The organism is Desulfovibrio sp. ZJ200 (genome assembly GCF_011039095.1).
In the GTDB taxonomy this organism is placed as follows: domain Bacteria; phylum Desulfobacterota; class Desulfovibrionia; order Desulfovibrionales; family Desulfovibrionaceae; genus Desulfovibrio.
Map to the genome: position 1 here is coordinate 32,105 of NZ_JAAKEH010000017.1, position 23,874 is coordinate 55,978.

28 protein-coding genes and 2 pseudogenes are annotated in these 23,874 nt (G+C 60.2%); 10 read left to right on the forward strand and 20 right to left on the reverse strand.

Features of this window, described 5'->3' with window-relative positions; all coding sequences use genetic code 11:
- Positions 1–48: 48 nt before the first annotated feature.
- The 10 genes and pseudogenes from G7Y52_RS15235 to G7Y52_RS06835 form a co-directional block, all read right to left on the reverse strand.
- Positions 49–195 (reverse strand): annotated as a pseudogene (locus tag G7Y52_RS15235) (IS5/IS1182 family transposase); the annotation flags it as partial.
- A gap of 549 nt (positions 196–744) precedes the next feature.
- Entirely contained in the window at positions 745–936 is a 192-nt protein-coding gene (locus G7Y52_RS06800; protein ID WP_206215222.1) for a hypothetical protein, read from the reverse strand.
- Between the two features lie 978 nt (positions 937–1,914).
- Positions 1,915–2,328, reverse strand: coding sequence for an aldo/keto reductase (locus G7Y52_RS06805; RefSeq protein WP_277424294.1), 414 nt, complete (start codon positions 2,326–2,328; stop codon positions 1,915–1,917).
- Between the two features lie 17 nt (positions 2,329–2,345).
- Complete coding sequence (locus tag G7Y52_RS06810; RefSeq protein ID WP_165068647.1) at positions 2,346–2,753, reverse strand: putative quinol monooxygenase; 408 nt, start codon at positions 2,751–2,753, stop codon at positions 2,346–2,348.
- Positions 2,754–2,851: 98 nt separating this feature from the next.
- The gene (dmpI, locus tag G7Y52_RS06815; protein WP_165068650.1) at positions 2,852–3,058 is read right to left on the reverse strand and encodes a 4-oxalocrotonate tautomerase DmpI; all 207 of its coding nucleotides are present in this window, start codon (positions 3,056–3,058) and stop codon (positions 2,852–2,854) included.
- A gap of 42 nt (positions 3,059–3,100) precedes the next feature.
- A complete protein-coding gene (locus G7Y52_RS06820) occupies positions 3,101–3,781 on the reverse strand; it encodes a flavodoxin family protein (RefSeq protein WP_165068653.1) in 681 nt (226 codons plus the stop codon).
- A gap of 48 nt (positions 3,782–3,829) precedes the next feature.
- Positions 3,830–4,237, reverse strand: coding sequence for a cupin domain-containing protein (locus G7Y52_RS15240; RefSeq protein ID WP_241159631.1), 408 nt, complete (start codon positions 4,235–4,237; stop codon positions 3,830–3,832).
- Between the two features lie 81 nt (positions 4,238–4,318).
- Positions 4,319–5,029: pseudogene (locus G7Y52_RS15245) on the reverse strand (GDSL-type esterase/lipase family protein); the annotation flags it as partial.
- A gap of 63 nt (positions 5,030–5,092) precedes the next feature.
- Complete coding sequence (locus tag G7Y52_RS06830) at positions 5,093–5,269, reverse strand: hypothetical protein (RefSeq protein ID WP_241159627.1); 177 nt, start codon at positions 5,267–5,269, stop codon at positions 5,093–5,095.
- Between the two features lie 114 nt (positions 5,270–5,383).
- A complete protein-coding gene (locus G7Y52_RS06835; protein WP_165068659.1) occupies positions 5,384–6,142 on the reverse strand; it encodes a carboxymuconolactone decarboxylase family protein in 759 nt (252 codons plus the stop codon).
- Positions 6,143–6,342: 200 nt separating this feature from the next.
- Here G7Y52_RS06835 and G7Y52_RS14930 point away from each other — a divergent pair, with 200 nt between their 5' ends.
- Positions 6,343–6,555, forward strand: coding sequence for a hypothetical protein (locus G7Y52_RS14930; RefSeq protein WP_206215223.1), 213 nt, complete (start codon positions 6,343–6,345; stop codon positions 6,553–6,555).
- A gap of 311 nt (positions 6,556–6,866) precedes the next feature.
- Here G7Y52_RS14930 and G7Y52_RS14940 read toward each other — a convergent pair whose 3' ends face one another.
- The 4 genes from G7Y52_RS14940 to G7Y52_RS06855 are packed head-to-tail and all read right to left on the reverse strand — an operon-like array spanning position 6,867 to position 7,913.
- On the reverse strand, positions 6,867–7,235 hold the full coding sequence (locus G7Y52_RS14940; protein ID WP_206215227.1) for a helix-turn-helix domain-containing protein: 369 nt from the start codon (positions 7,233–7,235) through the stop codon (positions 6,867–6,869).
- Positions 7,236–7,279: 44 nt separating this feature from the next.
- Complete coding sequence (locus G7Y52_RS06845) at positions 7,280–7,435, reverse strand: hypothetical protein (RefSeq protein ID WP_165068662.1); 156 nt, start codon at positions 7,433–7,435, stop codon at positions 7,280–7,282.
- Positions 7,436–7,482: 47 nt separating this feature from the next.
- On the reverse strand, positions 7,483–7,707 hold the full coding sequence (locus G7Y52_RS06850) for a hypothetical protein (protein WP_165068666.1): 225 nt from the start codon (positions 7,705–7,707) through the stop codon (positions 7,483–7,485).
- Positions 7,638–7,913 carry a DUF1640 domain-containing protein gene (locus tag G7Y52_RS06855; protein ID WP_165068671.1) on the reverse strand — a complete coding sequence of 92 codons (276 nt, stop codon included), beginning with the start codon at positions 7,911–7,913 and terminating at the stop codon, positions 7,638–7,640. Before G7Y52_RS06855 ends, G7Y52_RS06850 begins: the two co-directional genes overlap by 70 nt.
- Positions 7,914–8,131: 218 nt before the next feature.
- Here G7Y52_RS06855 and G7Y52_RS06860 point away from each other — a divergent pair, with 218 nt between their 5' ends.
- The gene (locus G7Y52_RS06860) at positions 8,132–8,593 is read left to right on the forward strand and encodes a hypothetical protein (RefSeq protein WP_206215224.1); all 462 of its coding nucleotides are present in this window, start codon (positions 8,132–8,134) and stop codon (positions 8,591–8,593) included.
- A 208-nt stretch (positions 8,594–8,801) separates the two neighbouring features.
- Here the strand turns inward: G7Y52_RS06860 and G7Y52_RS06865 are convergent, their stop codons facing one another.
- From G7Y52_RS06865 to G7Y52_RS06875, 3 genes are all read right to left on the reverse strand, one after another.
- Positions 8,802–9,242: a hypothetical protein gene (locus G7Y52_RS06865; protein WP_206215225.1), complete on the reverse strand. Its 441-nt coding sequence runs from the start codon at positions 9,240–9,242 to the stop codon at positions 8,802–8,804.
- A gap of 95 nt (positions 9,243–9,337) precedes the next feature.
- On the reverse strand, positions 9,338–9,895 hold the full coding sequence (locus G7Y52_RS06870; protein ID WP_165068681.1) for a translation initiation factor 2: 558 nt from the start codon (positions 9,893–9,895) through the stop codon (positions 9,338–9,340).
- A gap of 76 nt (positions 9,896–9,971) precedes the next feature.
- Entirely contained in the window at positions 9,972–10,967 is a 996-nt protein-coding gene (locus tag G7Y52_RS06875) for an OmpA family protein (RefSeq protein WP_165068686.1), read from the reverse strand.
- A 443-nt stretch (positions 10,968–11,410) separates the two neighbouring features.
- On the opposite strand from G7Y52_RS06875, the gene G7Y52_RS06880 reads away from it, so the two are divergent.
- The 4 genes from G7Y52_RS06880 (at position 11,411) to cobM (ending at position 15,919) form a co-directional block, all read left to right on the forward strand.
- Positions 11,411–12,289 carry a hypothetical protein gene (locus G7Y52_RS06880; protein ID WP_165068690.1) on the forward strand — a complete coding sequence of 293 codons (879 nt, stop codon included), beginning with the start codon at positions 11,411–11,413 and terminating at the stop codon, positions 12,287–12,289.
- Between the two features lie 7 nt (positions 12,290–12,296).
- Positions 12,297–13,592 carry a cobalt-precorrin-5B (C(1))-methyltransferase CbiD gene (gene cbiD / locus G7Y52_RS06885; RefSeq protein WP_241159628.1) on the forward strand — a complete coding sequence of 432 codons (1,296 nt, stop codon included), beginning with the start codon at positions 12,297–12,299 and terminating at the stop codon, positions 13,590–13,592.
- On the forward strand, positions 13,589–15,022 hold the full coding sequence (gene cbiE, locus G7Y52_RS06890) for a precorrin-6y C5,15-methyltransferase (decarboxylating) subunit CbiE (protein WP_165068714.1): 1,434 nt from the start codon (positions 13,589–13,591) through the stop codon (positions 15,020–15,022). The genes cbiD and cbiE overlap by 4 nt, the downstream gene beginning before the upstream one ends.
- 111 nt (positions 15,023–15,133) lie before the next feature.
- Complete coding sequence (cobM, locus tag G7Y52_RS06895) at positions 15,134–15,919, forward strand: precorrin-4 C(11)-methyltransferase (RefSeq protein ID WP_165068734.1); 786 nt, start codon at positions 15,134–15,136, stop codon at positions 15,917–15,919.
- Between the two features lie 352 nt (positions 15,920–16,271).
- On the opposite strand, the gene G7Y52_RS06900 is transcribed toward cobM, so the two are convergent.
- On the reverse strand, positions 16,272–16,553 hold the full coding sequence (locus G7Y52_RS06900) for a hypothetical protein (RefSeq protein ID WP_165068737.1): 282 nt from the start codon (positions 16,551–16,553) through the stop codon (positions 16,272–16,274).
- Positions 16,554–17,381: 828 nt separating this feature from the next.
- Here G7Y52_RS06900 and G7Y52_RS06905 point away from each other — a divergent pair.
- The 4 genes from G7Y52_RS06905 to G7Y52_RS06925 all read left to right on the forward strand — a co-directional run bounded on the left by G7Y52_RS06905 (position 17,382) and on the right by G7Y52_RS06925 (position 22,426).
- Positions 17,382–18,224: a sulfide/dihydroorotate dehydrogenase-like FAD/NAD-binding protein gene (locus G7Y52_RS06905; RefSeq protein WP_165068741.1), complete on the forward strand. Its 843-nt coding sequence runs from the start codon at positions 17,382–17,384 to the stop codon at positions 18,222–18,224.
- The gene (gene gltA, locus G7Y52_RS06910; protein ID WP_165068745.1) at positions 18,214–19,632 is read left to right on the forward strand and encodes an NADPH-dependent glutamate synthase; all 1,419 of its coding nucleotides are present in this window, start codon (positions 18,214–18,216) and stop codon (positions 19,630–19,632) included. Before G7Y52_RS06905 ends, gltA begins: the two co-directional genes overlap by 11 nt.
- Positions 19,633–19,833: 201 nt before the next feature.
- Positions 19,834–20,670: a histidinol-phosphatase gene (locus tag G7Y52_RS06915; RefSeq protein WP_165068750.1), complete on the forward strand. Its 837-nt coding sequence runs from the start codon at positions 19,834–19,836 to the stop codon at positions 20,668–20,670.
- A 70-nt stretch (positions 20,671–20,740) separates the two neighbouring features.
- Positions 20,741–22,426, forward strand: a complete 1,686-nt coding sequence (locus G7Y52_RS06925; protein ID WP_241159629.1) for an ATP-binding cassette domain-containing protein — start codon at positions 20,741–20,743, stop codon at positions 22,424–22,426.
- A 255-nt stretch (positions 22,427–22,681) separates the two neighbouring features.
- On the opposite strand, the gene G7Y52_RS06930 is transcribed toward G7Y52_RS06925, so the two are convergent.
- Complete coding sequence (locus tag G7Y52_RS06930) at positions 22,682–23,368, reverse strand: DedA family protein (protein WP_165068761.1); 687 nt, start codon at positions 23,366–23,368, stop codon at positions 22,682–22,684.
- A 60-nt stretch (positions 23,369–23,428) separates the two neighbouring features.
- Positions 23,429–23,874 (reverse strand): IS630 family transposase (locus G7Y52_RS06935; protein WP_165068766.1); only part of this gene is annotated, 446 nt, incomplete at its 5' end.

The following is a 23,874-nucleotide window of genomic DNA, read 5'->3' on the forward strand; positions in this document are numbered from 1 at the left end:
TGCGTAACCTTCTGTTATAAGCTGTCAAATCGAGTTTTATATGTCCATCTCACGTGGGGCATCTTTCCATTGCAGTCCGTGCTTGATCCCGCTGACGACACGCGTGTCGTCCACTCTGGGAACTCCGTGAGAAAGAGGGAAGTAGGGTTTGATGCGCGCCATCTGCTCGGGGGAAAGATAAAATAGTGTACTCATAAGTTACCTCGTGCGCTATGAATACACTGACACAATAGCGTTGTCAATTAACGAGTCCTAAACCTAATTCCCATTAGCAACACGCTCTAATCCAACAACCTTTTCTGTTGGGCAAGGCGGGTTCCGCACAGCGTATCACGACTTTTTCAGCCGACTCCTTATTTGAATATGAGGCTATGACCAAGGCAATCCACATACGTTCAACTGGAGAGCACAGGCACAACAAATTTTTGCTTGACATGATTTGGCGAGGTGAATTTTTATTGATCCTTTGTACTGTCGATAGGCGCGTGGGTCATGGCGGGAGCGCCGCGCAGCACCTGGGGGGCTGTGTCTCCCCCCCCCGGATACTCCGTGCACACAAGATAGCAGCTGAGACCTTCCCCCGCATCGTGAGGAAAGACTTGTACCAGCACGGTTCCGTCTCCGGTTCACCTGTCGTCGAGGTACACGATGCGAACTCGGCAATACGTCGCTCAATACCCGCCAGCGCCGTCAATACCTCCACGGCTCCGCCGCCCGCTTGCAGGTGTTGGCCCATTTCGCAAGCTAGTTAATATTCGCGCCGATGCGTGCCAGCTCCCTCAGCCGCCGTTTTTCTTCCGGCGTTCTCCGCAGGCGGATGCCAAGGCAGGTCTGGCGGATGTACTCCGACATGCTCATGCCGTGCACTCCCGCATTGAAGCGGAGGATGTCGCGCTCCTCCGGGTACACGCGCACGAGGACGGCGGCGTTGCGCACGGACTTGACGCGCCTCACCGCTTTCCCTGCCTTTTGCCTTTCCGGGGTTCAAAGGGGCAGCGCCCCTTGCCAGCCGTGAGGCTATACGCGTAGCGTATAGACGAAACGTAGGCCCTCGGAGACAATGCCGGACGAATGAACAGGCATCCGTGCGAAAACAGAGACGCATGATGCGGGCATCGGGAATGTGGCGAGTGCGCATCAAACGTGAAGCGGAGTTGTATCCGGTGTGCTGCTGATAAGCATGACGACGACACGGGATAACCATCCGATTTACAGGAAGACGGTATGCGGCGAAAGTCTGGGCATCATGCGGCAGCCGTCCAATCTGTATTTGGCTCACAGAATGGTCGCCATGGTGAGCGTGACAGCGGGGGCATCCGAATGCCAGGCTGGCGGTGATAGTGCCTGTATGGGGAGAACGCTACGGAGTATGAGTCGGGACGGGATTGTGTGTAGCGCGCCCACCGCGTGTCGGTATGGAGACAAACCATGAGAAACGAGAATCTCTTTGGGGTGTCGCTGTCTTTGCGTCTCTGGGTTGCGAGCCTCCTGCGTGCGCATGGTGAGGAAGTGCAATCTTCGTGGAATATGTGAGATTGCCATTTCCCACAGGGATGGATTATTCGTCGCAAAGAGAGCAACGTCAGCATGTCCAGCGTGCCCGAATGCGTGTCTTGGCTTGAGCTTTGGAGACCAGGCAAGGTGCTCTGCAAAAAATGAATCAGGCGCTGGAAGTCGGCCCGGAAGGTATGGCAAGTGTATGGGAAATGAAAATGCCAAGAGGCGACCCGCCCGGCATGGGGAGGTTGGCTGATGGAGGGTGATAGAGTCCTCTGAAAGCCAGAAAGAATGTTGGTAATATAGTTGGTAGGAAAATATGTAAAATATTTTTCTACCAACTATTCCATAGTGTTATAACAATGGCGCAGCTTTCACTTTAAATTGCTCCCGCGACCGCCAGAGCGGTTGCCGTTTTCAACAGCAAACCGTTCTAGAGCAGATTACCTTTGACTTTTTATGAAAGTCAAAGGTGGCATTCAGGCGAAAAACGCGGTTTTCGCCTGAATGTACGCCGCGTTGCGGCGGCTGCCGCTTTCGCGTCAGCAGAGCATTTTCAAAGTGAAATTGCTCTATCCACGGCTTTTGCGCCAACAGCCATGCCAGAGCCACGCGCGCGGGCGAGGTGTTTTTGTGCTCGGCAATGTTGCCGACGAGTTCTCCCACCGTGGCGTTGCGCCGGAGATTGTGCGGATTGAACCGGGGGATGGCGCTGCGGAAGTCGTCGGCAGCGAATCTTGACGCTTTCGTGAAGCGGCCCGCGAGCATCCCTTTTCCGAGCGGGCTGAAGGGCACGAAGCCGATGCCCGGCTCTTCCAGGGTGGACGGGATGCGTCGTTCGGGCGGCGCTACCGGGCGGCGGGCGTATTGTGCTTGTCGCGCAGCTCGACGGGCACGGCCTCCAGCAGCACGCGCTCCGCGATCATATCCCTGGTGGTGTGGAAATACTTCTGGAAATGAGGTGTATCGCGGTGGGTTTGATAGGCGGCCTCATCCACATACATCTCAAAGAAGGTCCATTTTGTGGGATCGTCCTTTTCCGCTACGGCATAGAGGGCCACGACGCCGGGCTCAAGGCGCAGGGCCGCCTCCATTTCTTCCTTCACGGCGGCGGTGAACGCCTCCAGTTGGTCGGGCTTGATGCGCAGATGGGCCATGCGGATGGAGGTTGCGTCGGCGGCGTGGGCCGTTCCCAGGGCGGGGAAGGCTGCAAGAGCCGCCAACAGGGCGGAGCAAAGGCAATGGCGGATGGTCATGGGGTTCTCCTTTGGGCGCGAAAGTTGTTTTTCCGCGCCGTTTTTTATGTTTTTCCGCCCGCTCCAGGGGGACGGGTTCCCTCGGCGGGCGGCGTCCTTCATTCGCTGTCGCGGGTCGTCCGTTGCCTTTCGGAAAGCGGGACGCCTCCCACCCCCACCGTATCCGGGGCATTTTCCTTGAGGAAGACGTAAAAAGCCTCTTTCGGAAGGTTCATGATCCTTGCGGCGGATTCGGTGAATTCCGAAATCAGCCTTTTTTTCTGGTCATTGTTCAGAGAGGCGGCTTCCAGAGTGATAACCGGCATCGTGTTCTCCTTTCCGCTGCAAAAAGCTGCAAAAAGCGCGGGCTACAGGCTCTCTCCCAGGGCCTTGGCCGCCCGGGGATAGGCCGTGCCTTCGATGTCCTTGCGGGCGAAGACGTTCCTGGCGAGCACCACGCCCTGATCCTCCCACGGGAGGTAGCGCAGCAACACCTTGTAATGGGCCATGATCGCGTCCATGTTCCAGTCCGTATCGCTCCCGCAGGTGACGAGCATGGCGGATTTCACGGGGCGCCTGCGCAGGGCCTCGCGCTGCGGCATCAGGCGGTCCAGAACGGTTTTCAGTTGGGCCGTCATGCCGAAGTAATAGAGCGGCGTGACCAGCACGATCATGTCCGCCGACAGGATTTCCGGCAGAATCTTTTGCATGGCGTCTTTCTGGACGCATTCCCCGTTGTGCCTGTCGCAATAATAGCAGGCGCGGCAGGGGCCGACCTTCTCAAAGGCCGTATCGAAACGGACGATGGTATGCCCCCTGGGCGTCGCCCCGGCGATGAATTCGTCGGCCAGCAGCGCCGACGTTCCCTGACGGTGGGGGCTGCCGGTGAGAACAATGATTTTCATGGGTGTTCCTCCAGTGTCGCCCGCCAGAACGTCGGCGGGGGAAATCAGGCGGGGCAGAAGGTTCAGGGCCAGCGCGCCCCCGGCCATTTTCAGCAGGCAGCGGCGCGTCATCATGCTGGCTTTCGTATTTCTCGCGCTGTCCATGCGCGGCTCCTCATCTGGTGATCCATGCTCGTTTTCATAAACGGCATTTCAGGGAAGCTGGCTGTAGTCCGCCTCGCTGACGGTTTCGAGCCATTCGTTCCGGGCGTCTTCTCCCGGAACCTCCACGGCCAGATGGACGAACCAGCTGTCTTTGGCCGCGCCGTGCCAGTGCTTGACCCCGGCGGGAATGTTCACCACGTCGCCGGGGCGCAGTTCCCGGGCGGGCCTGCCCCATTCCTGATACCAGCCGCGCCCGGCGGTGCAGAGCAGAATCTGCCCGCCGCCCCTGACGGCATGGTGGATGTGCCAGTTGTTGCGGCAGCCGGGCTCGAAGGTCACGTTGCCGATGACCACGCCTTCCGTGGACAGCATGTTCAGATAGCTGTTGCCCACGAAGTATTGGGCATAGGCCGTATTCGCCCCGCCACGCGGGAAGAGTTCCTTGATTTCGTTCATGCTTGCCTCCTTGCGTGTTACATCGTTCATGGGGCGGGCATCCCCGAACGCCTTTTTGACTTCCCCGGCCACAGCCTTGCCCAGCGCGGCGTGGTTCTCCGGCGTCAGATGGATTTCATCCGGCCCTTCGGCGAAGGGGACCACGCTTGCCGCATCGAAAAAGGCGGCTCCGGCGGCTTCGGCCAGCGGGCGGAGGAGGCCGGGGAGGGCTTCGCTTTTGGCGAGGGAACCTTCAAAAAAGGCTTTATAGGCGCTCTGTTGAATATCCAGCTTTGGCGGGCAGATTACGAGCGCCCGGGGAGCGGGAAAGCGCCTGCGCTGCTGCCACTCGCCCCCGGTGACGATGGCGGCGAGCGCCGCCACGCCTGACGCGATGTCCGCGGCGCTGCGATTGCGGTCCTTGCGCAGGTCATTGGTTCCCAACATGATGATGACCATATCAAGCGGCATATGCGAAGAGAGCGCCGCCGGAAGATATGCGGCCCCGTTCATGCCCGCGCCCGGAATGACGCCCGTGCCGGATCGCGCGGGGCTGTCGAGGGCGGTGGTGCGTCCGCTCAGCCCCTCGACCACCACCTCGTAATCAGGCCCCAGCCGTTCGGCCATCCTGCCGGGCCAGCTCACATGCAGAGGCAAACGCCCCACCACTCCCTGCGCGTCCTCGAAATAGCCGAACGTGTTGGAATCGCCGAATACCAGAATGCGCTTCTTCGCGTCGGCGGCGACGGCGGCGGCGCATTCTGCAAAGAGGACAAGCCATATTGCGGCCATCAGTTTTGCCCGTGCTATCATCTCTCCCCGTCATATCGTTGAAAGTTGCCTGAATCTGCATCCCCGCCTTGCTTCAGGAGGCAGTCAGAGCGTGATCAGTTCATATTGGTGATTGCCCATGCCCGTCTCTTTCATGGAGCTGAGCTGGCGCAAACCGGATCGCGATTCAATGCGTTCCACCATGTGCGCCCGGATATCTTCCGGCAAAGCGGAGAGCATATCCACGGACGCCTTATCAATGGCGAGAATATCCTTTTTCATGACAGGGCTGGTGCGGTTGCGAAAATATTGAGAAAGCGCAGTGATTGAAAATAGATATTTTCAATCAAAAAATACTCCAGGGACGATGCTCACTTCATCCGATGTGGTTTGGGCTCAGGAATCCTGCAGGACGGCGTTGACGCAGCCGAGGGCGTTCAGGGTGCGGGGGAAGCCGATGTAGGGCAGCATCTGGGCCAGCGCATCGATGAGGTTCTGTTTGCTGTTGCCCATATTCACATTGCCCTGCACATGGGCCTTGACCTGCGCCTCGCAGCCGCCCAATGCGCTGATGATGGAAAAGGTCAGCAGTTCGCGGGTTTTCAGATCAAGCGCCTTGCGCGTGTAGATGTCCCCGAAGCAGAAGGCGGAAAGGTACTTCACCTTGATGTCCTTCTGCCCTTCGGGAGCCGTTGCGTGCATCTTGTCGATAACGTCTCCGAAGATGGCTTTCTGAGTGGCCAGCCCGTCCTGAAAGCGGCTCGCTTCCGTCACCGTGGCCTGACTCTCCACCGGAAGGGGGATACCTTTTTCGGTAAAAACGTCATTGACCAGACGCACCGCGCTTTCCGTTTTGGGAAAGCCGACGTAGGGCGCGCACTGATAGAGCGCCTCCTTGATTTCCGCCGGGCTGACGCCGACGCGAAGCGCGGCCTCCGTGTACGCCTTGATGTCGGCAAGGGTCTGGCTGGCGGTCAGCGTCACCAGAGTGATGAGCATCCGCTGCCGGTCGTCGAGCGTGCCGCGCTCCGCGATTTCGCCATAGACGAGACGGTCGCGCATGGCGGCGAGATCGGGATCGCTCTTCGCCAGAGCGGACGGCGTGTTGCCCAAAAGTTTTTGCCTGTTTTTTTCCGCCGTCAGCGATCTGTCCATAGTCTGAACTCCCTTTTCGGGCTGGGATTGGGCGGCCCACGCCGAAGGCGCGTTCCCCAGGAAAGAAAGCGCCGTCAGGGCCGCAAGGAAAAAAACCTGAAAACGTGACATGTGATCACCCTTCGCCATGAAGCACCTCCCGAATCGCGGGGAATTCCTTTTATTCCGGTTTGGAAATGGAAAACGGCCACGCCGCATAAATGCAGAATAAGCCGGGCACGTCATGGATGACAGATATGTTTCTCGCAATTTATTGCCCAAAATTCCCAAAGGGCTTCCCGAAGAAAAAAGTTGTGGCAGGGTTTTCCCAAACAGAGATTGTATTCCAGCAGACAGGCAGGAGGTCAGACACGATGACGGCTGTTGCTGACGACGAAAGGGAACGAATATGTGAGGAACTGAAAGAAATGTGAGAGTATTAACTAAATAATGTTTTAATGTCATCCAGAGTTCCATTCAGATGAAACCTGGCAAAAAGAGCCATCGTCAAGTCACTATGTGCAGACTTCGTGAAACAACGACCGACTTTCGGCGGAATCTGGCAAAGCAGTGACGCTGGCGACAATTGTTCCTTTCTATGCGGACTGTGCCACTTTTCCCCTGAAGCAGATCGTTTTCGGCTATCTCCAGAGGATAAACTTTCCACTTTTTCAATCGCTCCATCAATCTGTGGAGGGTAGCCTGATCACGCCCGCCACATTCCCGGTCGATGCGTTGACCGGTATCACGACAACAGGCTTTCCAGATCCAAAGTTTCTTTTTTTGACTTCAGAAAATGCCACATTTCATCAAGCTCAACAATGATGGCCTCCCCAGGTTCAGGCTTTTCATAAACACGTTCCGCAAAATTTCGTACCCAACGTAAAACAGCGGGGGGTGAAACATGAAAAATTCGGGCAATGGCAGACAGGGACAGACCCATGGTATACAGCGTGACAGCAAGGGCTTTTTCACTTGCCGGGCGGCCACGTGGAGTGGCGCAAGTAAATTGAAATCCACAATTCTTGCAGCGATACCGTTGTTTTTCCAGAACCTTTCCGCTTCGATATACTGTGCTGGCATGGCACTTGGGGCAGTCGGGCTTTGCTTCCATGAGCTCATCCTGTTGGAGGGATATAACATATTTACATCATATTATTAATACTCTCCTTTCCATTGCAGTCCGTGCTTGATGATGTCGATGATCCCGCTGACGACACGCGCGTCGCCCACTCCGGGAACCCCGTAAGAAAAAGGGAAACAGGGTTTGCTACGCGCCATCTGCCCGGGGGAAAGATAAGACAGTGTACTCATAAATTACCTCGTGCGCTATGAGTACACTGACACAATAGCGTTGCCAATTAACGAGTCCTGAACCTAGAGCGGATTACCTTTGACTTTTTATGAAAGTCAAAGGTGGCATTCAGGCGAAAAACGCGGTTTTCGCCTGAATGTACGCCGCATTGCGGCGGCTGCCGCTTTCGCGTCAGCAGAGCATTTTCAAAGAGAAAATGCTCTAGAAGCCCAGCCAGCCGAAGCCCTTGGCCATGATGGTTGCAAGGGCAAGCGCGATCCCGAACTGCCATTTGAGCAGGCGGAGCTCAAGTTCTTTCAGATCCGTCTTGGTGGCGAGCTCTTTTTCCCGACTGTCCAGAATTTTTTGCACAGCCGCGTTCTGGGCTTCGGCGTGTTCCCGCAACATTTCGGCTTGAACTTTTGCCTGTTCTTCCGTGAAGCCGGCGGCCTTGAGCTTTTCAAAGTATCCGAGGGTATCAAAGGTTGTGGCGGTCATAATGGCCTCCTTGCGGTCTGTATTCAGAGATAAAGGGTTTCACGCTCTCTGTCAAAAACGCGTTGGCCGTGTGTGCTCCGGCTTGTCCGAACCGCGTAGGCAGCTATCCTCCCACGTCCCGGTAGGACCTTCTCCGCTTCGATTGTCAAAGAACCTTGCCCTTTCCGCCGGGCCAGTCAACGAAAAACCCGCCTCGCGCATCGGCCATTCCTTGCGGGATGCGACGTGTGCTTGGCGGGTTTAATTTTAAAGAAAAATTCTTTATCAGCCAATCAAAGCTTAAAGAATTTTTCTTTAAAAAATTTGATTCATTTTCTTTCAGCCGCGTCAATCAAGGCCCGAACATGGTCAAGATCCAGAGCCTGACACATTGCCATGAAGTCACCTACAGGCAGTCTTCGCGGCTTGCCGTTGGCCTGAGGCTTGCGAAAGCCCTGGATTCGCATGTACGGGCTGGGGTCATTGGGGTAGACCTTTTTCCCCAGCGCCTCGATGCTCATCTTGAGCTCCGTTCGGCGGGCGTCAAAAATTTCCACGATGTTCCGTTCGATCTGAACCATTCGTTCAAACTCCATGCTGAGCCTCCTGCTAGGCTCAACATATCAAGAAAAATTCTTTTCAAAACGGGCAGAAAATTATGCCTGCTAATAAAAGAATCATTCTTTAAAGCTGAGCTGTAAACATCGTTCCTTGACAACCAGCCCCGATGAACCCGCTTCAGACGCCGCGCCGGTTTGCTGCCGTCCGCCGCCTGAAGAACAGGGGGAGAGATACCCGATGGAATCGGGCCGCGCCTGGACGGCGGTTTGGACCAGGGCGCGAAACAGTTGACGGGGAAAAACAAAAGGCCGCCCCGGAGAAGCGCCTTTGGCCTGAATATCTTTTGCCCTATTTCGGCAAATTTGAAATGATTTTCCAGAGGGCCTTGGCTATAACGTCTGGATTGATTTCTGGGCGGTCACGGTAAAGACAGAGTACCATAACCGCTAAAAATAGTGTGGGGACTGTCAGCAAACCAATTAACGGAAAAACCCAGGCAACCGGCATTGCCGGCAAAGCCGAAAAATTGTAATAACTGTAGATAATTATTATGCAAAAAATTGCATAAAACAGACAACAAAATGAAACTCCTACTCCAAAAATCCACCCACGCTGTACTTTTCTTTGTCTGTTTCGCTCAACCTGTCCTTCAAGAAGTTTATTGCTGAGCCCGAAAGATTTCATGAATCCAAACCACTTCACTGTGGGACTAGAGCAGATTACCTTTGACTTTTTATGAAAGTCAAAGGTGGCATTCAGGCGAAAAACGCGGTTTTCGCCTGAATGCACGCCGCGTTGCGGCGGCTGCCGCTTTCGCGTCAGCAGAGCATTTTCAAAGAGAAAATGCTCTAAAAAGTGTTAACAGGCCCCAAGCGGACAAAACCCTAAAATTGCCAGGCCTTGCCGTCATAACGGATCAGCTCGTTAATCCGACGCGCGCGGACTTGCTTGCAGGGCGCGGAGAGCGCAGCCTTCTTGCTGGACCCGCGGCATTCATAAACTTTTTCCTGATAGCGGATAAAACCCACATACTGCCCCTTGGCGCCGGGGCGCAATTCCGTGGTCACGTTGCTGGTGTCCACTTCCACATAGCTGGCCACATAGCCGCTGCCGTCCTTGCGCACTTCCTTGGCGGTCGCGGAAGGCAGGACGGTTCTGGAAGCCCGGGCCACCAATTTGTGACCCATCTTATCCAGCTCGGCCCTGATTTCCGTTTCAGATTTTGCGCCTTTGGCCGCGCGGGGGGCTTTTTTCGCTTTGGCCTTGCTTTTGGCAGCGGGTTTGACCGGAGGAGCGGGTTCGGTCACGACTTCAGCAACAACCACCTCTTCCTGCGGCTGCGCGCTGGGGGTTTGGGCTTCTGCGGCGTCGCCGCCGTTAAACCAGGCGCAGCCGCTGGTCGCAAGCCCCAGGCTAAGAATACAAGCCAGAAAAATTCGCATGGGCATACCTCATAATGAACCAAAGCCGGGCAGCAGGAGCCGCCCGGCTTTTTCGCTTTTTCTCTACATTCGCCGCTTACTCGAAGGAAATTTCGGTGCGGCGGTTCATGTAGCGACCTTCCTCGGTCTTGTTGTCGTACTTGTAGGACTTGCCGCGGCCGATGGCGGTCATCCGGCTGGCCGGGATGCCCTGCTTCTCAAGATAGCGCTTCACGGCGTTGGCGCGGTTCTGCGAAAGCACCTTGTTATACGCGTCGCTGCCGATCCAGTCGGTCCAGCCGTTAAGGAGCACCTGCTTGTTGGGGTTGGCCTTGATCAGCTGGGCGGCTTCGTTCAGAATGCCCATGGCCTTGCTGTCAAGAGCATAGGAATCAAAAGCAAAGTTCACGCCGCGCAGCACGATCACCTCTTCGTCCTGGCAGAACACGGCCAGCACGAAGCGTTCCACGGCCGTGTCGCTGGAGGCCAGCTCTTCGCCGGGCACCACCACGGTGTTGGGATTCATGGCGGCGATCTGCCGGATCACGTTGGCGCCGTGTTCGGTGTCGGCAAAAGAGATGATGTGGATCACCAGGTTGCGCTGGCTGGCATAGAGCTGACGGGCCACGTCCACAAGGTTGACGCCGCGGTTGTTGTCGCCGTCGGTGACCAGGATCAGGGCCGCATCGCGCTGCATGCTGGAAAGGAAGGGCTCATACGCCTGCAGGCCGTCGCCCATGGCGGTCATGCGGCCGAAGATCTGGAAACCGGAGCGCAGCTTGTCGATGCCCAGGCTCATGGCGGCGCGATCCCAGGGACCCTGGGGAATGATCACGCCGTTGGGCGAAATGGTGTGCAGGCCGCCCTTGAAATCAAGAGCGGGAATGGCGTCGTTGACGCGTTGCAGCACCTTTTTGGCCACAATGATCTTATCCTGCTTGAGTTGCTTGTTTTGCATCATCATGGAACCGGAATAGTCCACGACAAAGTCAAAGCTTTCTATTTTTTTGTTGCATGCCGGAGCGGCCACTGCCGCCACGGCGTAGCTCAATACAAGAGCAGCTGCAAGGACGAGAAGTCTAAAGGATTTCATAATGCCTCCCAAAACGTTGTTTGTGTCGAATTACCGTCAACATACAGTAAATCGCGGTGTTGCCCGCCAAAGTACCGGCTCTCTGTCGCGCCCTTCAGGGCATGGAGGCGGCAACTGGTTTTTCCATACCCGGCTTTACGAAAAACCGCAAGTGATAATTGGGAAATGAGCTCGCAGCGCGCATTGGCGCGGCCTGGGCAAGATCGGGATGAACATTGGCAAACCTTTGCGGCTCGCCGCTTCTCTGCGCTGCGCTGGACAGCGCGGCCCGGCTCAGGCATACTTTTTTTGCAGATGGCAGAAACTGCGGCGCACGCCATCGCGGCCCTGCACCTGGGCGCTGCCGCCTGCGGGCCGTCACGCACAGCGCCCGCAAGGCAGATCCGCCGACGGCGCATTTGCCGCGGGATGGCGCATCGTTTATGCAAAGCAAGGAAGTCGGCATGCCCGCACTGAACTTTTCCAAATGGAGCCCCGGCGGCAACACGACCCTGCTTTTCCCGGCAGAAGGCCGAAGCAGCCGCGAGCAGGCCCGGCTGGCCCGTGCGGCGCTGCATCCGCAGTATCTGGGAGGCGAGCAGGCGGGTTTTACGGATCAGCGCGAACTGCGCCTGCGCATGGCCGGAGGCGAATTTTGCGTCAATGCCTCCCGGGCGTTCGGCGCGCTGCTGGCCTTGTCGGAGGAGGCCCGCGCCTTGCGCCAGGGCTCCCTGGCCGGCGCGGACGGCGCGGCAAAGCCCGCGGCCGCTGCTGTGGATATTGTGGAACGCCGGTATGAGGTGCGGGTTTCCGGCTGGCAGAGCCCGTTGCGTCTTTTTACGCGCGGCTGCGCTCCGCTCTGGCAGGTTGAGGCGAGGCTGCGCATGCCGGCCTGCCCGATCACGCCCCTGGGTGAGGGGCTGCATCTGGTGCGTCTGCCGGGCATTTCCCATCTTCTGCTCAATGCCGCGGTGCATTGCTTTCCCGAGGATTGCGCGGCTGCCGCCGCCCTGCTGCGCGAGCGGCACGGCCTGGCTGCCGAGGCCGCGGCAGGGGTGATCTGGTGGCGCGAGCGCCAGGGGCAATTGGACATGCTGCCCCTGGTTCATGTGCGCGACGCGCAGACCACCTGCCTGGAAAGCGCCTGCGGCTCGGGCGCGCTGGCCCTGGCGCTCTGCCTGGCCCGATCGGGATCGCGCAGGAGCTTTTCGATTATGCAGCCCGGCGGATCGGCCCTGGATGTGCGGCTGTTCACGGAAGGGCAGGAAAATCTGGCGGCCGTGGACGGTCCTGTTTCCCTGGTGGCCCAGGGACGCGTCTGGCTGCCGGAGGACGAGGCCTGAACAGGCCGTGACGCGCCATTCGCACGCTCAGCCGCTGCGCGAGGGCTTTACCACGGGCACGGCGGCCACAGGCGCGGCTCTGGCCGCGTTGAGCCTGCTCTGCGAGGGTCGCGCCCCGCATACGGTGCGCGTGCCCCTGCCGCCGTTCACGCCGCCGCCTCACGGCCAAAAAGCCGTATTCGCGGGGAGTTGCCCGAGCAAGTGGCGTCTGTTGCCCGTGGCCTGTTGCGCGCCCGGCCCTGCGCCGGAGCTTGGGGATCGGCGCGTGAACCAGCACGCCGCGCGTGCCGCGCAAGAGGCGCCCGGCGCGAGCCCATGCCGCATTGCGCACGCCTGCGTCCGCAAAGACGGCGGCGATGATCCCGACGCCACCTCCGGCGCGCTGATCACGGCCACTGTTGTGTTCCGCGGGGCGGATTTTGCAACAAGCGCCGGCAGCCCGATTCCGATTGGCCGGCAGGAGCCTGGCGCAGAGTCGCGTCATGGGCCCGAAGAGCCCGGTTTCGTGCAGATTGCGGGCGGCCCCGGCGTGGGCAGGGTCACTTTGCCGGGCCTGCCCGTGCCCGTGGGCAGAGCGGCCATCAATCCCGTGCCGCAGGAGCAGATCCGTTTTGCCCTGGGCCTGTATGCCGCGGAGCGCGCGCCGTTGCGCTGCCCGCCGCTGCTGGTCATTGTCAGCGTGCCCCAAGGCCGGGAAATCGCCCGGCGCACGTTTAATCCGCGCCTGGGCATTGTGGACGGCATTTCCATTCTGGGCACTCAGGGCACAGTGCGGCCCTTCAGCCATGCGGCCTGGCGGGCCACCATCGAGCAGGGCCTGAGCGTGGCCCTGGCCACAGGCTGCCGAACCGTGTGCCTGACTACCGGGCGGCGTTCGGAAAAGCTGCTCATGGCCCGCTATCCGCAGCTTGCGCCCCAGAGTTTCGTGCAGGTCGCTGATTTTGCGCGCTTTTCGCTGCGCGCGGCCGGGTCTTTGCCCTTTTCGCGGATACTTTGGGGCTGTTTTTTCGGCAAGCTGGTCAAATTGGCCCAGGGGCATGCCTCCACCCATGCCCGCGACGCCGCGCTGGACATGGCGGATCTGGCCGAACTCTGCGCCCGCCAGGGTCTGGCCTGCGCCGGCCAGGTGGCCCGCTGTGTGACGGCGGCCCACGCTTTGGAGCATATTCTGGCGGACCCGGCCGGTCCGGCGGCGCTCACGGCCGTGGGCCACCGCGCGGCCCGCACGGCGCGGAACTTCGCGGGGCGTCCCGTGGGTCTGCATCTTTTCCACACTGACGGCAGGGAATTGCTGGCATTATGAAAAAACAGGCTGCGCTCCCCGGCATTGATGTTTCCGAAGTTCAGGAATCTCTTTCCGGCTCCTGCGCGGAGCGGCCGGAGGCGGACACCGGGCAGGCCGCGGCCTGCCCGGTCCCGGAGCCGGACGGCTGGCCGCCCCTGACCACAATGCTGCACTCGCTTTTTGTCTTTGAGCCGACCACGCCCGCGCCGGAACCAATCACCGTGCTGGGCCTGGCCTGCGGCTGCGGCCGGGATCTTGCGGCCCTGCCCCCGGAACAGCGCGCCCTGGTGGAAAAGGCCGACGTGATCTGCGGCGGCAAGGCCCTGCTGGAGGGTTTCGCCGCAGCCAAAGCCCGCGTTCTGCCTCTGACCGCGCCGCTGGAGCCTGTGCTCAGCCGTTTGAGCCAGTTGCGCGCCGCCGGGGAGCGCGTGCTGGTGCTGGCCGACGGCGATCCCCTTTTTTTCGGCATCGGCGCGACGCTTGCCCGCCAGTTGGGCCCGGAAACCGTGCGCCTGCTCCCGGCCGTGAGCTCCTTGCAACAGGCGTGCGCGCGCCTGGCCCTGCCCTGGCACAAGGTAATCTGCCTCTCGCTGCACGGGCGCGACGATCTCGGGCCTCTGAACAGGGCCGCGGGCAAGGATGCGCCGCTCTGCATCCTGACCGATGCGCGCATGACCCCGGACGTGCTGGCCCGGCATCTGCTGGATCGCGGCGTGGACTGGTTCACGGCCCATATTTTCGAGCGCATGGGCGCGCCGGATGAGGCGCATCACCAGCTCAGCCTTTCGGAAACGGCCTGCCGCGCTTTCGGCCCGGCCTGCACCCTGCTGCTGGTTCCCAAAGACAGGCCGCGCGCGCCGTATCTGGGCCTGGACACGGCGCAGCTTGCCGTTGAAGGCAATCTGATAACCAAACGGCCGGTGCGCGCCGCCGCGCTTTCCCTGCTGCGGATTAAACCGCGTCATGTGGTCTGGGACATCGGCTCCGGCTCCGGCGCAATGGCTCTGGAGGCCGTTGTGCTGGCCCATGAAGGCCGTGTCGTGGCTGTGGAGCGCTCCGCCGGGCGGGCCATCAGCATCCAGGAAAACCGCCGCCGCTTCGGGGCCGCCACGCTGGATGTCTGCCTGGGGCAGGCTCCGGAATGTCTGCCCGCCCTCCCGGACCCGCAACGGGTCTTTATCGGCGGCGGATTGTCAGGCGAGGATGCCGAAGATATTCTGGGGCATGTCTGCCACCGCCTGCCGCCGGGCGGGCGGCTTGTGGCCGCGTGCGTGCTGCTGGATACGCTCTGCGGCAGCCGCCGCTTTCTGGAACGTCTGGGCTGGCCGCTGGAGATCGTCCAGGTCCAGGCTTCCGAGGCTCGCGAGCTGGGCGGAGATCTGCATCTGGCGGCGTTGAATCCGGTTTTTCTGCTGGCCGCGCAAAAACCCGCGCACAACGCGAGCTGATCAATCCCTTCTGCCTGCCCGCAGCCCGCGCGCAGCACGGCAAGCGCCGCGCCGGGGTGCAGGCGGTCGCGCCGGGCAGCCTCGCAACGCCGACGCAAAAAAGGAGTACCGATGCCCACAGCGGAAAACAAGCAAGACACGGTGCGGCCGGGTCTGGTTTCTTTTGTCGGGGCCGGACCCGGGGATCCCGAACTGCTGACCGTCAAGGGGCGCAAAGCCATTGAGCAGGCCGGGCTGGTGCTCTATGCCGGTTCCCTGGTCCCCCCGGCAGTGGTGGCCTGCGCCGGAGACGGGGCCAGAGTGGCGGATTCCTCGCCCCTGACGCTGGCGGAATGTCATGCTCTGGTCCGCGATGCGGCTCTGGCCGGAGAGAACGTGGCCCGCGTGCACACGGGCGATCCCTCCCTCTATGGCGCGCTGCGCGAGCAGGCTGCCCTGCTGGACCGGGACCGCATCCCCTGGCGGGTGATTCCCGGGGTTACGGCGGCCTGCGCGGCCGCGGCCGCCGCGGGCGTGACCTTTACCGTGCCGGAAGCGACCCAGAGCCTGATCATCAGCCGCATGGAGGGCCGCACGCCCGTGCCTGAACGTGAGCGCCTGGCCGCCCTGGCCGCGCACAAAACTTCTTTGGCCATCTATCTTTCCGCGCACGCGGCCCAGGCCTTGCAGGAAGAGCTCTCCCGCAGCCTGCCCCCGGAAACGCCGGTGCTCTGCGCCTATCGGGTGGGCTGGCCCGAGGAAAAACTGATCCGCACCCGCCTTGGCGAGCTGGCCGGCAGCGTGGCGGCGCACGGCATTACCCGGCAGGTTGTTTTTCTCGTTCTGCCCGCTGCCTTGAAAAAAGGCGCGGCCTCGCGCCTGTATGCCGAAGATTTCAGGCACGGATTCCGGAAGTAGAGCAAAGTACCTGTAAATTTTTACAGCGTTCAACGTTTCCGTTTCGGGAAAAAACAGAGTTTTTCCCGGAAGCAACGTCCGTGAGTGAGCCAGGGGCGGCCCGGCGCCAAAAAAGGGAGGGGCCCCCACGGCCCCTCCCTGGCTTTGAGCGGAGAATCAACTGGATGGCGAATCGGTTGCGAATCCCCCTCATGTCACGGAAACATGACGGTATGTTGAGGTTGCTGCCGCGCTTGCGGCGCGGATTTTCTCCACATGCGGCCTTGCCGCCGCGCTTGCGGCGGCCGTTTTTCAGGGCAGTTCACAGTGCGGCTGCGAATGCCCTTTGTGCCGGCGGGCATGATGATCGGCTTTACTGCTCGCACGCCTCCGGGCTCTTGTGCACCAGGGCCAGAGCCAGGCGCGCCAGGGGGCTTGCCGGAGCGGCATGCCCCTTGTGCAGCCGGTTTTTCACAAAACCGGCCATGTCCAGGGCCAGTGCCGCATCGTCCAGGACAAAGCGGCTGGCCCCTCTGTTTTCTTCCAATACCGCAAGATAGCGCGAAACCTGCGCCAGTTCCTCTTGCGCGCCGGGATCAAAGCTGTCCGGCTGCTCTTTATCCGTTCGGGATTCGTCGGTACGTATAAGCGACATGACCATTCCTCCCTGAATGGATCATTGCTTCCCTGCAATGGGGGTCGCCTGACTCGCCTCCTTTACGGCTATACGCTCTCCCCTTTCCCCACTCAACATTTTTCTTATCGGCGAGCCAAAAATTTACCTTAGGAATTTTTTTAAAAAAAAATTTCACTGAACGCTCAATCAAGGAATGGCAAGGCTATCTGCCTGCCAGCTCTGTGAAAAAAAAGATTTGCGCGGCCGCGGGCGCTTGCCAGGGGGCTTTTTCACGGCTACTATGCCTGCAACAATCACAACTCAGCGTGCGGGCAAAGCCTCGCCTTGCCCGACGCCGGTTCTGCACAGCAAGGCCGCGCCCGCGGCCCGACTGTACCTGCGCGCGGATTCTCCCCCAGCGGGATGCGCGAGGGCGTGCGGACCCGGCAAAGCAAAACGGCGCTCCACGCCGCGCGGGCCGGGCCGCGAATCTTTTTCCGGCCCCTTTCGCGGGGCGGCGCTCCGGGGCGTCGTCGGAGCGTTTCGCCGCTATTCCAACCCGTGATGCTCCCATGCTGACCGTTTTGAGCCTCCCTGCGGTTCACAACCCTTTCGGCGAAAAAGCGCGGTTTTTTGCCGAATTCACATTGCCTCGCAGCCGGCGCACGTGCGTCGGCGGAGCGTTTTGCTGAAACGCTCCGGGGCCTGTCCGCACCACGGGCACTGCCGCTCTCTGCCGGAAAAGAAAGGCTTTTTATGGGGAGAGCGCACTCCGGCATAACGCGAACGCAATAAAAACAGGTATTGCGTGGGCGCAAACAAACGGAGCGTCGCGGGGGCAGGCTCACAAGCAGCACAGGAGAGTCTATGCCGACACCCATTCTGCACAAGGAAAGCCTGATCCCGGGCAAAACCAGCAAACTGGTGCTCCATGCGCCGCAGATCGCCCAAAAAGCGCGGCCCGGGCATTTCGTCATGCTGCGCATGAACCCGCAGGGCGAGCGCATCCCTCTGACCATCGCGGATACGGATGCCGCCAACGGCACCATTACCATCGTCTATCTGGTTATGGGCAAGAGCACTGCCGTGCTGGAAACGTTCAAGGAAGGTGACGCCATCCTGGACGTCTGCGGCCCTCTGGGCCATCCCACGCACATTGAAAAACACGGCACCGTGATCTGTGTGGGCGGCGGCACGGGCATTGCCGCCATGCACCACATTGCCAAGGGCCACTCCCGCGCCGGCAACCGGGTAGTCGGCATTATCGGCGCGCGCAGCAAGGATTTGCTGCTCTTTGAAAAAGAGCTTTCCTCCTTTGCCGACGAATTGCTGATCTCCACGGACGACGGCAGCCGCGGCCACAAGGGCCTGGTCACGGATCTGCTGCGCGATCGCCTGGAAGCGGACAAGACCGTGTCCGAGGTGGTGGCCGTGGGCCCGGTGCCCATGATGGCCGCGGTGGCCGACACCACCCGCCCCTTCGGCGTGAAGACCACGGTCAGCCTCAACCCGATCATGGTGGACGGCATCGGCATGTGTGGCGCCTGCCGCGTGAGCGTGGGCGGCAAAACCAAATTCGCCTGCGTGGACGGCCCGGAATTTGACGGGCATGAAGTGGACTTTCCCGAATTGCGCCGCCGTCTTTCCGCTTACCGCGAACAGGAAAAAATCTCCATTGACTCATACAGCAGGTGCGGACATGGAAACTAAGAAGCCCCAAAAAACCCTTGCCCCCAGGGTGGACATGCCCTGCCAGCCCGCTGACGTGCGGCGCTCCAACTTTGCGGAAGTGGCCCTGGGCTATACCAGGGAAATGGCTGTTGCCGAGGCCTCCCGCTGCCTGCAGTGCAAAAAGCCGCTCTGCGTCACCGGCTGCCCGGTGGAAGTGCCCATCCGCGACTTCATCGCCGAAGTGGCGCGCGGCAACATGGACGCGGCGTACAGGATCATCAAGACCACCAACAGCCTGCCCGCGGTCTGCGGCCGGGTCTGCCCGCAGGAAAACCAGTGCGAGGGCAAATGCATTCTCAAGGCCAAGGGCCAGCCCATTGCCATCGGCCGCCTGGAGCGCTTTGTGGCCGACACATACATTGCGACCACGGCCTGCGAGCAGGTTACCGGCGCCAATGCCTGCGCCGTGCCCCAATGCGGCAAAAAAGTGGCCTGCGTCGGCTCGGGGCCGGCTTCCCTGACCTGTGCGGGCGTGTGCGCGGCCGCGGGAATCAAGGTGGACGTTTTTGAGGCTCTGCACGAGCCCGGCGGGGTGCTGATCTACGGCATCCCGGCCTTCCGTCTGCCCAAGAACGTGGTTGCCACGGAAATCAACGGCCTGCACGGCGCGGGCGTGGATTTTCATCTGAATTATGTGGGCGGCCGCACCGTGAGCGTGGAAGAGCTGCGCCGGGAATATGACGCGGTCTTCATTGGCGTGGGCGCGGGCCTGCCGGTCTTTCTGGGCGTGCCCGGGGAAAATCTGGTAGGCGTGTTTTCGGCCAACGAATACCTCACCCGCGTGAACCTGGGCCGGGCGTACGATTTCCCGAAGCAGGACACGCCGGCCTTTCCCGGCAAAAACGTGACGGTCTTCGGCGCGGGCAACGTGGCCATGGACGCGGCGCGCACCGCGCTGCGCATGGGCGCGGAAAACGTGCATATCGTCTACCGCCGCACCAGGACGGAAATGCCGGCCCGGCATGAGGAGATCGAGCACGCCGAGGAAGAGGGCGTGCAGTTCGCCATGCTTTCCGCGCCGTTGTGTTTCAACGGCGACGCGGAAATGCGCCTGACCTCGGTCACTCTGCAGAAGATGGAGCTGGGCGAGCCCGACGCCTCGGGTCGTCGCCGCCCGGTGCCGATCAAGGATGAGGTCTACGATCTGCCCACGGATCTGGCCATTGTGGCCCTGGGCACGCGCTCCAATCCCATCTTGCTGGACGCCACACCCGGCCTGGAGCAAAACCAGTGGGGCTACATCAAGGTGAATGAGGAAAGCGGCGAGACGTCCCTGCCCAACGTCTTTGCCGGGGGCGACATCGTCACCGGCGCGGCCACGGTGATCCTGGCCATGGGCGCGGGGCGGCGGGCCGGGCAGGAAATTGTCAAGAGGCTGCTTGCCTGACGCCATGTTCTTTTGCCCGCTGGCTGTGTCAGGCCGCGCGGCCCGGACTGGTTACGCAGATGACTGCGCGCCCGCGCCGGGTCGCTTGCCTGCCTTGCCGGCGGACAAAATTCCTCTGGCGTTCTGGGAGAGGAGGCAAGCTCCTCTCCCATAAATTTTTTTATTTTTTTCCTGCAACTTGCGCATTTGGGGCAGCCGAAGATGATCACAGTCGATCTGCATACCCACACCGCGTATTCCCACGGGGCGAACACGCCCGCGGAAATGTACGCCGCAGCCCTGGACAAGGGGCTGACGCTGCTGGGCTTTTCCGAGCACTCGCCGCGCCCGGAAGGCTTTGACTATCTGCATGAATACCGCGAGCAACTGACCCGGCGCCTGCCGGAGTACGTCCACGAGGTGCTCGCGCTTAAAGCCGCGCCGCGTGAAGGGCAAGCCGGTCTCTGCCGCGTGCTCTTCGGCATGGAAATAGACTGGCTGGACGGCCGCGAGGACTTTACCCGCGCTTCCTGCGCAGCCCATGATTTCGATTACCTGCTGGGCAGCGTGCACTTTCTCGGGCACTGGGGCTTTGACGACGGCGCCGGGCCCTGGCAGACCTTTTCCCAGGAGGAATGCGAAACACAGTATCAGGCCTATTTCACGGCCTGGGAACAGATGCTGCGCTCCGGGCTCTTCAATATTGCGGCTCACCCGGATTTGATCAAAATTTTCTCTGTGGAGCAATTTCATATCTGGCTTGCCAGGCCGGAGAGCCTCCAACTGCTGCGCCGCTGCCTCACGACCCTGCGCGACGCGGGCATGGCCATGGAAATTTCCTCCGCGGGTCTGCGCAAGGCCTGCCGCGAAATATACCCGGCCCCGCCGATCATGGCACTGGCCGCCGAGCTGCATGTGCCCGTGAGCTTTGCCTCGGACGCTCACGGCGTTGACGACATTGCCTATGGCTTTGCGCGCCTGGCCTCCTACGCCAGGGCCTTCGGCTTTACAGAACATGTGATCTTTGAAAAGGGCCGCATGACGGCGCAGCCCTTCTAGAGCAGATTACCTTTGACTTTTTATGAAAGTCACAGGTGGCATTCAGGCGAAAAACGCGGTTTTCGCCTGAATGTACGCCGCGTTGCGGCGGCTGCCGCTTTCGCGTCAGCAGAGCATTTTCAAAGAAAAAATGCTCTGGACGAGATTCCCGGCTCCACCCCGTGAGCGACCGGATGGCGGCCCGCAGATCCCGGCCGCTTTTGACAAGAGTGCGCGTATCATGCCGAAAACCAGCCCGTTCCTTTCAGCACAGCCTTTGCCCGGCCCCGACGCGGCAGCGCCGCTGGTCACAGTGGATCACGTCAGTCTTTTTCTGCCCGGCGATCCTGCGCAGGAAACCGTACTGCACGGCATTGACTGGCAGATTGCGCGCGGCGGACACTGCGCCCTGCTGGGCCCCAACGGCTCGGGCAAGTCCACACTTCTGCGCCTTTTGCACGGCGAGCTTTGGCCCGCGCAAGGGCATATCTACTGGCATACGGCGGAAGGAGCCGAAGAATCGCCTTTGGCCGGAAGAGCCATGAGCGCCCTGGTTTCTCCGTCCCAGCAGGAAACTTACCAGCGCCGGGCCTGGGAGATCACCGGCAGGGAGCTGCTGCTCACCGCTTTTGACGATACGCCTCTGCTTTATGCGCAAAGGGCCGCCTGCCAGGAGGCTGTCGTGGAAAAGACGGCCGCCCGTCTGCAGGCCGTGAGCCTCCTGGACCGGCTGGTGCCCACACTTTCCCAGGGCCAGCTGCGCCTGCTTCTGCTGGGACGGGCCCTTGTGCGCAAGCCTGCCCTGCTCTTGCTGGACGAGTGGGCCGACGGCCTGGACGCCGCGCGCAGGCGCAGTATTGCCGACGCTCTGGAAGACTGCGCGAAAAACTGCACCGTGATTCTCACCGCGCACCGTCCCGGCGAGATACCGGCCTGGTGCCGCGGCCGCCTGTATATTGACGCGGGCCGCCTGCATACCGTTGCTCCGGCAAAAAGCCCTGCGCCCGGCCCTGCCCCCTCCCCTGCCCCGAAGGCCGGGCCGCGCGCGCCGCAGCCGGTCTCCAATGCCGACGACCGCATTTTGCTGGCTCTGGAAAACGTCTCGGTATTCATTGACCGGCGCAAGGTGTTGCACAATCTCACCTGGAGCCTGCATGAAGGCGAGCACTGGCGCATCACCGGGGCCAACGGTTCCGGCAAATCCACTCTGCTGCGCCTGCTGGCCGGTGATGCATTCGCGGCCGCCGGGGGCCGTATCCGCCGCTGGCTGCCGCGCCAGGGCGGCAGCGTGCAAACCCTGGCCGAGGTGCGCAAGGGCGTGCGGCTGGTCTCGGATCTTTCCCAGGCTCTCTATGGGTTCACACTCAGCGGCCTGGAGCTGGTCTGCTCCGGCTTTGACAACAGCATCGGCCTGTACCGCCAATTCACAGAACGCGAGAAAGACCAGGCCCTGCGCCTGATCCATGCGCTTTTTCCGGAAGGCCGCGCGGAGCAGGTGGCGGCCCAATCCATTCGCCTGCTTTCCACAGGCCAGGTGCGCCGCCTGTTCCTGGCCAGAGCCCTGACGGGCGATCCCGACATTCTGCTGCTGGACGAGCCCTGCTCCGGCCTGGACGCCGAAAGCCGCGCCCGCTACCTGGATGTGCTGGATACCGTGGCGGACCATCCTGAAAAGCGCATCCATCTCGTGTATGTTTCGCACCACGATGAGGACGCGCCGCTCTGCATCAATCGCGAAGCGCGCATGGAAGGCGGACGCCTGACCGTGCTGCGCTGACCTCGTCCCGTCACTAGAGCGTTTTCACTTTGAAAATGCTCTGCTGACGCGAAAGCGGCAGCCGCCGCAACGCGGCGTACATTCAGGCGAAAACCGCGTTTTTCGCCTGAATGCCACCTTTGACTTTCATAAAAAGTCAAAGGTAATCTGCTCTAGGAAGGCGGAACAAAACGCCGCCGGACGCTTCTCTGTGCCACAGCAGATTGCCTATGTGTAAATCAGAGCCGTTCCTGTCAGAAGGCCAGGCATACGCGCTCAGCCCGCGTCCGGGCCGCCGGCGGGATCATTGCCGCGGCTCCCGCTCTTTGCGCGCCCCCATCTGGCGCGGATCACTTCAATAAGTACCGGCAACACGGAAAGGACGATAATCGCATAGACGATCACACTGAAATTCTCGCGCACCCAGGCCAGATTGCCGAGAAAAAAGCCCGCTGAAACCAGCGCTCCCACCCAGAGCACGCAGCCGGAGACATTGAAGAAAAAAAAGGTGGTGGGATGCATCAGCGCAATGCCCGCCACAAAGGGCGCAAAAGTGCGCACTACGGGAATAAAGCGGGCCAGTACAATAGCCTTGCCGCCGTGGCGCTCATAAAACCGATGGGCTTTGAGCAGATATTCCTTTTTGATGAAGCGGCTTTCCCGGGCGAAGATGGCCGGCCCCGCATGCCGGCCGATGCAGTAATTCACCGCGTCGCCCAGAATGCCGGCGGCCAGGAAAACAAGCATGACCTGGCCATAGCCCATGAGCCCGGCCCCGGCTACCACGCCGGAGGCGAAAAGCAAGGAATCGCCGGGCAGAAAGGGCGTGACCACAAGGCCCGTCTCGCAAAAAACAATAATGAACAAAATTGCGTAGATCCACAGCCCGTACTGCTCCACAAGCTCAAACAAATGTACGTCGATGTGCAGCACAAAGTCCAAAAAATGGCTGATCATCTCCATGAGACGACGTCTCCTTGCCCTTGCGCTTCCACAGCAGAGGGACTTTAGAGCATTTTGCTTTTAACTTTTTACATAGCCACAGGATTTAAACCATCCTTCAGCGTCTTTTTGTGTGATACAACTTAATGCTTTTCCAATGGATTTGTACAGTTCATCACATGTTTTTGCTTTCATACCCCGAAGTAATTGTTTCACTTTGCTCCACATCTTTTCAATGGGATTTAAATCCGGGCTGTATTCTGGAAGGAAAATATACTTGCAGCCTTTTTCCCTTATCAAGTTTTGGGCTGTTTTTGATTTATGGACATTCAAATTATCCATTATAACAACATCGTTAGCTTTAAGCGTTGGAAGAAGAAATTTTTCAATATAAGCATTGTACATTTTTCCATCCAGTGCCCCATCAAAAACAACACTGCAAGTTTCTCCCGTTACCCGGATTGCTGAAAGTATGCTTATCCTTTCCCAACGTCCCTCTGACGCATGATCATGGCAACGTTGGCCAT